This is a genomic window from Mesorhizobium sp. M4B.F.Ca.ET.017.02.2.1 (assembly GCF_003998955.1).
Taxonomy (GTDB): domain Bacteria; phylum Pseudomonadota; class Alphaproteobacteria; order Rhizobiales; family Rhizobiaceae; genus Mesorhizobium; species Mesorhizobium abyssinicae.
The window spans coordinates 1-8223 of the sequence record NZ_RZOF01000285.1 but is presented as its reverse complement, the minus strand read 5'-3'; the positions used below and the strand labels follow the sequence as shown (position 1 = coordinate 8223).

Below are 8223 nucleotides of genomic sequence, written 5' to 3'. Positions count from 1 at the left end.
CCCTCAAGGGGGAGGGGGACGACGCCGTGGCCCGGCTGATAATACCCTGCCTTCGGCACTCTAACCGGCTCGGCAACCGCCTCATCCGACCCCGCCAGCCGCGCCAGCCTCTTCACCAGCGCTGTCATATTCGCAGGCCCGCCTTCGCGGAAATAGCCGAGCAATCCGTCAAGTTCGGCGCGCGGCAGGGTCGAGGCCTCGATCAGCCGCAGATCCTCGTCGTGGCTTTCGCCGGGCAGCAGCGCGAGTTTGATGCCGCGTTCGCGCGCGACCGTGGCGAGCTGGTCGCAACCGTAGCGCCACCAGTCATAGCCGCCGAGGATGCGCACCAGGATGACCTTGGCGTGGAGGGCGACGCTGTCGATCCAGAGGTCGACCGACATCGGATGACGGAGATCGCGAAGTGCCGCCAGCCGCATTGAGGGCAATCGTTCCGCGTCGGCCTTCCACGCCGCAGCCAGTCCGGAAAGATCGCTGTCGGTGAAGGACAGCGCCACCACATCCGCAGGCGTCTGCCTGAGATCGACAGGCTCGGCGAGATCGTCGAGCGAGGCGGATGTGGTGGTGAGGATGTGCATGGCGGTTCGGGTTTGCCTCAGCCGGCGAGGATACGCTCGATCGCCGGGCGGTTCAGCCCCTTCAGGCCGATGACGACGAGGCGCGAGCGGCGATCGTCCTCGGCCGTCCACGCGCGGTCGTAGTAATGGTTGACACGTGGCCCGACGGCCTGCAGCAAAAGCCGCATCGGCTTGCCGCCGACCTCGACGAATCCCTTCACGCGCAGCACATTCTCCTGTTCGGCAGCGGTGGCGACGCGTTGTGCCAGTTCATCCGGATTGGCGATCGACGGGATGTCGATGACGAAGGAGTCAAAATCGTCATGCTCGTGGTCGAGCTCGTCATCGTGATGGGTCTTGCGGTTCTCGATGTCGTCCTCGACGGCGAGGCCAAGGCCGAGCAGCACGGACGGGTCGACCTTGCCCTGGGCGGTCGGCACGACCTTGACGGCGCGAGCCACATGCTCGCCGATGACGGCGTTGGCGCGCGCCGAGCCGGCGGCGTCCATCAGATCGCTCTTCGACAGGATGATCAGGTCGGCGCAGGCGATCTGGTCCTCGAACACTTCTTCGACCGGATCGTCATGGTCGAGCGAGTCATCCGCCGCGCGCTGTGCCTGCAGCGCGTCCATGTCGGAAGCGACGCGGCCGTCTGCCAGGGCCGGGCCGTCGACCACGGCAATGACGCCATCGACAGTGACGCGGCTCTTCACGCTCGGCCACTGGAAGGCCTGGACCAGCGGCTTCGGCAGCGCGAGGCCTGAGGTTTCGATCAGGATGTGATCGACCTTCGGCGTCCGCGACAGGATCTGGTCGAGCGCCGGCACGAAATCGTCGGCGACGGTGCAGCAGATGCAGCCATTGGCCAGTTCGACGATGTTTTCCTCCGGGCAGGCATCGACGCCGCAGCCCTTGAGGATTTCGCCGTCGATGCCGACATCGCCGAACTCGTTGACGATGATCGCCAGCCGCTTGCCTTTGGCGTTCTCGAGCAGGTTGCGGATCAGCGTCGTCTTTCCGGCGCCCAGGAAGCCGGTAACGACGGTGCAGGGAACACGGGAGACGGATGCGGTCATGGTCAGTCCTTCAGCAGGTCGAGGGGAGGGATGCGGGCAACAAGGCCGCGCTTCAGGGAATCGGGCCGGCCGCGCCACGGGATGAGGCCGTCGGTCGAGGTGGCGAAGAGCTTTGCGCCAGCAACGAGGTCGGCGCCGCTGGTCGCTGTCAGGTCGCCGAAGACGTAGCTCCAGCAGCCATCGCGCAGAAGTGCCGCGCTCAGTCGGCGCTTGCAATTGCCGAGGCATTCGACGGTGCGGATGTTGATCTTTTCGCCGGAAGCCGCCCGGCGCGTGTCCTCGGCAAGCAGCGCGCCGGCGCGCGGATGGGCATCGGAACCGGTCTCGTCGCGGCAGGACGAGCAGACGATGACGGTCACGCCGGCCGGACCATCGTCGTCGCCGGACGGTATGTCCGCTCTATCAGCCGGAAAACTGCTGTCGCGCTCCAAATCAGGCTCCTTGCCCGGAAACCCGCCGGGCGATCGGATTCTTTTCTCGCAGACGGCAGGTCTCCTGGCTCGCGGGTCATCGCCTTGGTTAGCCGCCTTCCCGGGGAACATCCCAGTGGCTTTCGGCCTTGGCTCTTCGCTTACAGTTGCGGGGACAGCCGCGGATTTGGGCATTTTTCCCGCACCGCATTCCCTCTTGGCTCCTCCTTTTGCCGGGAGGAGACCGTCTGGCCATGGATTTAGGCTTCTGCGGGCAGATGTGTCAACGCGCGGCTACGACATGGCTATGTCGGTCAGAGGCTGTCATGTGCCGCCAATCGGCAGGGCCAGGATAACTTGCCGGACTGCTTGATAACCATCGCCGTGGTCCCAGTCATGGCTGAGGGCTAGGTCCTGTCCTTCTTGCCAAACCTTATTATCCAGAAGGACCTCGGTGCAAATAAGCTCGCCTTTCAAGGCTGCAAAAAAGGTGCGTACAAAGTGACTGCCAGGGGAAACGGAAGCTGTGAACAGCTTTTCCAGCTTGGCGTAGAACGTTGGATAACCCCGGTTCAGCGAATTAAGCTCGGTGGTGGCCTGGGAAATGACCTGTCCACCATAGATTTTCCAGCGAACATTCTTTTGCCAGATCTTCCAACTGGGATGCTTTGCTGCCAAACCTCTACTTCGGCCTGCATGTTGTCGCAGACATGATCAGCCAGTCCCTCGATCGCCACGTGGAAAACGCCACGAAGAAATTTTTCAAACGCCTGATTTAATTCTTGTTCTCGCGTGTCACCGAAGCCAGCAAAGGATTCAATGACCGGCTGAACATCAAGCAGTGGGGAAAAAATGTAGATTTCGAGGACCAGCCGGCCAGCTTCCGCCTCGAATACCTCAGCCTCAAACCGAAGTTGCCTCGACTGTAGCAGAACGTCCTGATCTCTACGCACTGCATCGATCCCATGCGCAATCAATGCGCCATGGATCATGTCGAGCACTTTGTCCGATGCCATTGCACAACCTACGAGGTTTGTTGGAGCGTGTATGACAGAGGCTGCAGGGGTTGGCTATCTTATCTCGCCAGCCAGCGCCGGCCCCAAATCGCCGGCCGGCGTCACTTCGATGCGCTCAAGCCCAAGCCAGCCCTGCATCTGCTTCAATTCCTCGAAGAGTTCACCGGCCGTTTCGGGCGGAGCGCCGGCCTCGGCATAGGCGGCATGGACGCGCAGCACGCTAGCCGGGCGATCGGCCCTCAGATCGACGCGGGCGACGATCCGGTCGCCGAGCAGGAAGGGCAGCACGTAGTAGCCGTATTGGCGCTTTTCGGCCGGCGTGTAGATCTCGATGCGGTAGCGGAAGTCGAAGAGCTTTTCGGTGCGGGTGCGTTCGAAAACGACGGGATCGAACGGCGCGAGCAGGGCGCGCGCCTCGATCTTGCGCGGGATGCGGGCGTCCTTGTGGAGATAGGCCGGCTTGTCCCAGCCTTCGACCCGCATCGGCAGCAGATCGCCCGTCTCGACCAGTTCCTCGATGCGGTCCTTCGTGTCGCCGGGCGCCAGACGAAAATAGTCGCGCAGGTCGCTGTAGGTGGCGATGCCGTGCGCGCGGGCTGAAATGCGCAGCAATTCGCGATGCGCGTCCTCGACGGAGGGAACCGGCAGGTCGAGCACGGCCTGCGGCAGCACGCGCTCCGGCAAATCGTAGTAGCGCTCGAAGCCGCGCCGGTAGGCGGTGGTGATGCGGCCGGCCCAAAACAGCCACTCGAAGGCGTGCTTGGCCGCGCTCCAGCCCCACCAGCCGCCATTGCCCTTGTGGCCTTCTATGTCGGAGGCGGCGATCGGCCCGCGTTCGGCGACCTCGTTGTAGATCTCGTCAATCATCTGGCGCTGCTCACGGCCCCATTTCGCGAGGCCGAGATACATTTCCTCGCCCTGTTCGGCGCGCTGCATGCGCCAGCGCAGCAGCGGCCAGGTCTCGACCGGCAGGAAGGAGGCCTCATGCGCCCAATATTCAAAGACGGTGCGCCTGCGCGTGAGCGCGGCGTTGTCGAGCAGGGAAAGCGGGTAGGGGCCGAGGCGCGAATAGAGCGGCATATAGTGGGCGCGCACCACGGCGCTGACGGAATCGATCTGCAGCAGGCCGGTGCGGGACAGCACGCGGGCGAGGTGGCGGCGGTCCGGCGTGCCGCCCGGCTGCGGGTCGGTGAAACCTTGCGCGCCGAGCGCGATGCGCCTGGCCATGGCGAGCGATATCTTTTCCTTCATCCAGAAGCCTTGTCCTGATCCTTTGGCCCGCATTTGCGGTCCCTGATTCCGGCCATGCTAGCAGGCAAATGGCGGGAGATATGTCAGGAGAGAAAAGTGGAGTAAAAAGCGAAGGAAATCAAACAGGAGCGGATCGGACCAGTTTTTTCCGATCTGGCGTCCAGCGCCGCGTTTTGAACAAGGTTTGACTTGCTTCGCCGAAAGCGCTGCGCTAACCCTCGCCGCGTTGCAGCATAGGCCCTTAAAACGGTTCAGCGGTGAATCTGTCACGCTTCCGCAATAGGATCGGTTGCTGTAATCAACGTGGATTGACCGCCAACGGAAAGCCGCAGCATGAACGCACTTTTGAGTTCGTATCTGCCCATCGTCCTGTTTATCGGCGTGGCGCTTGTCGTCGGCCTGGCGCTGCTTGCGGCGCCGTTCCTGGTGGCCTACCGCAACCCCGACCCGGAAAAGCTTTCCGCCTATGAATGCGGTTTCAACTCGTTCGACGACGCCCGCATGAAGTTCGACATCCGCTTCTACCTGGTGTCGATCCTGTTCATCATCTTCGATCTCGAAGTGGCCTTCCTGTTCCCGTGGGCGGTGTCCTTCTCGAAGATCGGCATGCTCGGTTTCTGGTCGATGATGGTGTTTCTGGCCGTGCTGACCATCGGCTTCGCCTATGAATGGAAAAAAGGAGCGCTGGAATGGGATTGAACGACAGTTCAGGCACCCTCGTCGCGCCGAAGCCCAAGGGCATCATCGACCCCAACACCGGCCGGCCGGTGGGGCAGGATGACCCGTTCTTCCTCGAGATCAACAACGAGCTCGCCGACAAGGGTTTTCTCGTCACCTCGACCGAGGCGCTGATTACCTGGGCGCGCAGCGGCTCGCTGATGTTCATGACCTTCGGCCTCGCCTGCTGCGCGGTCGAGATGATCCACACCTCGATGCCGCGCTACGACTCCGAGCGGTTCGGCGTCGCGCCGCGCGCGTCCCCGCGCCAGTCCGACATCATGATCGTCGCCGGCACGCTGACCAACAAGATGGCGCCGGCGCTGCGCAAGGTCTACGACCAGATGCCGGAGCCGCGCTACGTCATCTCCATGGGCTCCTGCGCCAATGGCGGCGGCTACTATCACTATTCCTATTCGGTGGTGCGCGGCTGCGACCGCGTCGTGCCCGTGGACATCTATGTGCCCGGCTGTCCGCCGAGCGCGGAAGCGCTGCTTTACGGCATTCTTCTGTTGCAGAAGAAGATCCGCCGCACCGGCACGATCGAGCGGTGAGCCGATGAGCCAGAAGTTGAACGAACTCTCCACCTATCTCGGCGAGAAGCTCACCGGCCGCATCGGTGAAGCCGTGCTGGCCTATGGCGAGCTCACGGTTTCCGTCGAGCCTGGCAGCCTGATCGAGGTGGCGACTTACCTGCGCGACGATCCGCGTTGCCAGTTCGTCTCGTTCATCGACGTCAGCGGTGCCGACTATCCGTCGCGCGCCCGGCGCTTCGACGTCGTCTATCACCTGTTGTCGCCGAAGCAGAATGTCCGCATCCGGCTGAAGGTCCAGGCCGACGAGGAGACACTGGTTCCCTCGCTCACCGCCGTTTATCCCGGTGCCGACTGGTTCGAGCGCGAGACCTACGACCTCTATGGCGTGCTGTTCTCCGGCCATCCGGACCTGCGGCGCATCCTCACCGACTACGGCTTCGAGGGTCATCCGCTGCGCAAGGATTTCCCGCTGACCGGCTTCGTCGAGGTGCGTTACGACGACGAGGCCAAGCGCGTGATCTACGAGCCGGTCGAGCTCAAGCAGGAATTCCGCAATTTCGATTTTCTTTCCCCGTGGGAAGGCACCGACTACGTGCTGCCGGGGGATGAAAAAGCCAAGACGAATTGAGGCGCCACAATGGCTGAAACCTCCGTCCGCAACTTCAACATCAACTTCGGACCGCAGCACCCTGCGGCGCATGGCGTTTTGCGCCTGGTGCTGGAGCTGGATGGCGAGGTGGTCGACCGTGTCGATCCGCATATCGGACTGCTGCATCGCGGCACCGAGAAGCTGATCGAGGCCAAGACCTATCTGCAGGCGGTGCCCTATCTCGACCGGCTCGACTATTGCGCGCCGATGAACCAGGAGCACGCCTTCGCGCTCGCCGCCGAGCGGCTGCTCGGCATCGAGGTGCCGAAGCGCGGCCAGCTGATCCGCGTGCTCTATTCAGAGATGGGCCGCATCATGTCGCACATCCTCAATGTGACGACGCAGGCGATGGACGTCGGCGCGCTGACGCCGCCGCTGTGGGGCTTCGTCGAACGCGAAAAGCTGATGGTGTTCTACGAACGCGCCTCGGGCTCGCGCATGCATGCCGCCTATTTCCGTCCTGGCGGCGTGCACCAGGACCTGCCGCAGAAGCTGGTCGAGGACATCGGCAAGTGGATCGATCCGTTCCTGAAGTCGATCGACGACCTCGACGCGCTGCTCACCCCCAACCGCATCTTCAAGCAGCGCAATGTCGACATCGGCACCGTGTCGCTGGCCGATGCCTGGGCGTGGGGTTTCTCCGGCGTGATGGTGCGCGGCTCGGGCGCTGCCTGGGACCTGCGCAAGTCGCAGCCCTATGAATGCTATTCCGAGATGGATTTCGACATCCCGATCGGCAAGAACGGCGACTGCTACGACCGCTACCTCGTGCGCATGGAAGAGATGCGCCAGTCGGCGAAGATCATGCGCCAGTGCGTCGACCTGCTGCTCGGCAAGGAAGGCACCGGGCCGGTATCGAACCTCGACGGCAAGGTGGTGCCGCCGAAGCGCGCGGCGATGAAGCGTTCGATGGAAGCGCTGATCCATCACTTCAAGCTCTACACCGAAGGCTATCGTGTGCCGGCCGGCGAGGTCTACGCGGCCGTCGAGGCGCCGAAGGGCGAGTTCGGCGTCTATCTCGTCTCCGACGGCACCAACAAGCCCTACCGCTGCAAGCTGCGCGCGCCCGGATTCGCGCATCTGCAGGCCATGGATTTCTTGTGCCGCGGCCACATGCTGGCCGACGTCACCGCCGTGCTCGGTTCGCTCGATATCGTCTTTGGTGAGGTCGATCGCTAAATGTCAGTCCGCCGTCTCGCAGAAGCCAGCGTCCAGCCAGCCTCCTTCGCCTTCAACAAGGCGAATACGGCCGCGGCCAAGCAGTGGATCAAGAAATATCCGAAGGGCCGCGAGCAGTCGGCCATCATTCCGCTGCTGATGATCGCGCAGGAACAGGAAGGCTGGGTGACGAAGGCGGCGATCGAGACGATCTCCGACATGCTCGGCATGCCGCGCATCCGCGGGCTCGAGGTCGCGACCTTCTACACGCAGTACCAGCTCAATCCGGTCGGCACGCGCGCGCACATCCAGGTCTGCGGCACCACGCCCTGCATGCTGCGCGGCTCGGAAGCGCTGATGGATGTCTGCCGCTCGAAGATCCATCACGACCAGTTCCACACCAATGAAAAAGGCACGCTGTCGTGGGAGGAGGTCGAATGCCTCGGCGCCTGCGTCAACGCGCCAATGGTGATGATCTTCAAGGACACGTTCGAGGATTTGACGCCGGAGCGGCTGGCCGAGATCATCGACCTTTACGAGGGCGGCAAGGGCGCCTCGGTGACGCCTGGTCCGCAGAACGGCCGCACCGGCTCGGAGCCGGCCACCGGCCTGACGACGCTGAAGAGCGAAAAGGCGATCCTGAAGTCGACGCGCGAGAAGGAAGCCAAGGCGGCGGCCAAGGCCGCCAAGGCGGCGCCGGATGCGATCATCGCGGCGCCGGTGCCGGCGCCGGCTGCCCCGGTCGCGCCCTCCAAGGCCAGCAAGCCGAAGACCGACGCGCCCGAGACCAGCCCGGCGCTGAAGACGCCGTCGCCGGTCAAGGTCGCGCCGGCCGTGGAAAGAGCGGCCAGCG

9 protein-coding genes, 1 pseudogene and 1 riboswitch are annotated in these 8223 nt (G+C 63.4%); of the genes and pseudogenes, 5 read left to right on the top strand and 5 right to left on the bottom strand.

All coding sequences use genetic code 11. From position 1 onward, the window contains the following. The 5 genes and pseudogenes from EN738_RS26175 to EN738_RS26155 all read right to left on the bottom strand — a co-directional run. A pseudogene (locus EN738_RS26175) lies at nucleotides 1-578 on the bottom strand (cobaltochelatase subunit CobN); the annotation flags it as partial. Between the two features lie 17 nt (nucleotides 579-595). After that, a complete protein-coding gene (cobW, locus tag EN738_RS26170; protein WP_127286229.1) occupies nucleotides 596-1633 on the bottom strand; it encodes a cobalamin biosynthesis protein CobW in 1038 nt (345 codons plus the stop codon). Between the two features lie 2 nt (nucleotides 1634-1635). Continuing rightward, nucleotides 1636-2064 carry a DUF1636 family protein gene (locus tag EN738_RS26165; RefSeq protein ID WP_127286228.1) on the bottom strand — a complete coding sequence of 143 codons (429 nt, stop codon included), beginning with the start codon at nucleotides 2062-2064 and terminating at the stop codon, nucleotides 1636-1638. A 36-nt stretch (nucleotides 2065-2100) separates the two neighbouring features. Further along, a riboswitch (cobalamin riboswitch) is annotated at nucleotides 2101-2307 on the bottom strand. A 308-nt stretch (nucleotides 2308-2615) separates the two neighbouring features. Further along, a complete protein-coding gene (locus EN738_RS26160) occupies nucleotides 2616-3059 on the bottom strand; it encodes a DUF6348 family protein (RefSeq protein WP_127286227.1) in 444 nt (147 codons plus the stop codon). A 54-nt stretch (nucleotides 3060-3113) separates the two neighbouring features. Then, the gene (locus EN738_RS26155) at nucleotides 3114-4310 is read right to left on the bottom strand and encodes a winged helix-turn-helix domain-containing protein (protein WP_127286226.1); all 1197 of its coding nucleotides are present in this window, start codon (nucleotides 4308-4310) and stop codon (nucleotides 3114-3116) included. Nucleotides 4311-4643: 333 nt separating this feature from the next. Between EN738_RS26155 and EN738_RS26150 the strand changes: the two genes are divergently transcribed. From EN738_RS26150 to nuoE, 5 genes are all read left to right on the top strand, one after another. Beyond that, nucleotides 4644-5009, top strand: coding sequence for an NADH-quinone oxidoreductase subunit A (locus tag EN738_RS26150; protein WP_010910112.1), 366 nt, complete (start codon nucleotides 4644-4646; stop codon nucleotides 5007-5009). After that, nucleotides 5000-5581: an NADH-quinone oxidoreductase subunit B gene (locus tag EN738_RS26145; protein ID WP_126054018.1), complete on the top strand. Its 582-nt coding sequence runs from the start codon at nucleotides 5000-5002 to the stop codon at nucleotides 5579-5581. The genes EN738_RS26150 and EN738_RS26145 overlap by 10 nt, the downstream gene beginning before the upstream one ends. Before the next feature lie 4 nt (nucleotides 5582-5585). Further along, nucleotides 5586-6191 (top strand): NADH-quinone oxidoreductase subunit C, encoded by a 606-nt coding sequence (locus EN738_RS26140; protein WP_127286225.1) that lies wholly within the window; start codon nucleotides 5586-5588, stop codon nucleotides 6189-6191. A gap of 9 nt (nucleotides 6192-6200) precedes the next feature. Beyond that, nucleotides 6201-7391 carry an NADH-quinone oxidoreductase subunit D gene (locus EN738_RS26135; protein ID WP_127286224.1) on the top strand — a complete coding sequence of 397 codons (1191 nt, stop codon included), beginning with the start codon at nucleotides 6201-6203 and terminating at the stop codon, nucleotides 7389-7391. Beyond that, nucleotides 7392-8223 (top strand): NADH-quinone oxidoreductase subunit NuoE (gene nuoE, locus EN738_RS26130; RefSeq protein ID WP_127286223.1); only part of this gene is annotated, 832 nt, incomplete at its 3' end.

Bases quoted from the DNA above. Each gene is read 5' to 3' on its own strand.
- cobW (WP_127286229.1), bottom strand. From the start codon at position 1,633: ATGACCGCATCCGTCTCCCGTGTTCCCTGCACCGTCGTTACCGGCTTC.
- EN738_RS26160 (WP_127286227.1), bottom strand. From the start codon at position 3,059: ATGGCATCGGACAAAGTGCTCGACATGATCCATGGCGCATTGATTGCG.
- EN738_RS26155 (WP_127286226.1), bottom strand. From the start codon at position 4,310: ATGAAGGAAAAGATATCGCTCGCCATGGCCAGGCGCATCGCGCTCGGC.
- EN738_RS26150 (WP_010910112.1), top strand. From the start codon at position 4,644: ATGAACGCACTTTTGAGTTCGTATCTGCCCATCGTCCTGTTTATCGGC.
- EN738_RS26145 (WP_126054018.1), top strand. From the start codon at position 5,000: ATGGGATTGAACGACAGTTCAGGCACCCTCGTCGCGCCGAAGCCCAAG.
- EN738_RS26140 (WP_127286225.1), top strand. From the start codon at position 5,586: ATGAGCCAGAAGTTGAACGAACTCTCCACCTATCTCGGCGAGAAGCTC.
- EN738_RS26135 (WP_127286224.1), top strand. From the start codon at position 6,201: ATGGCTGAAACCTCCGTCCGCAACTTCAACATCAACTTCGGACCGCAG.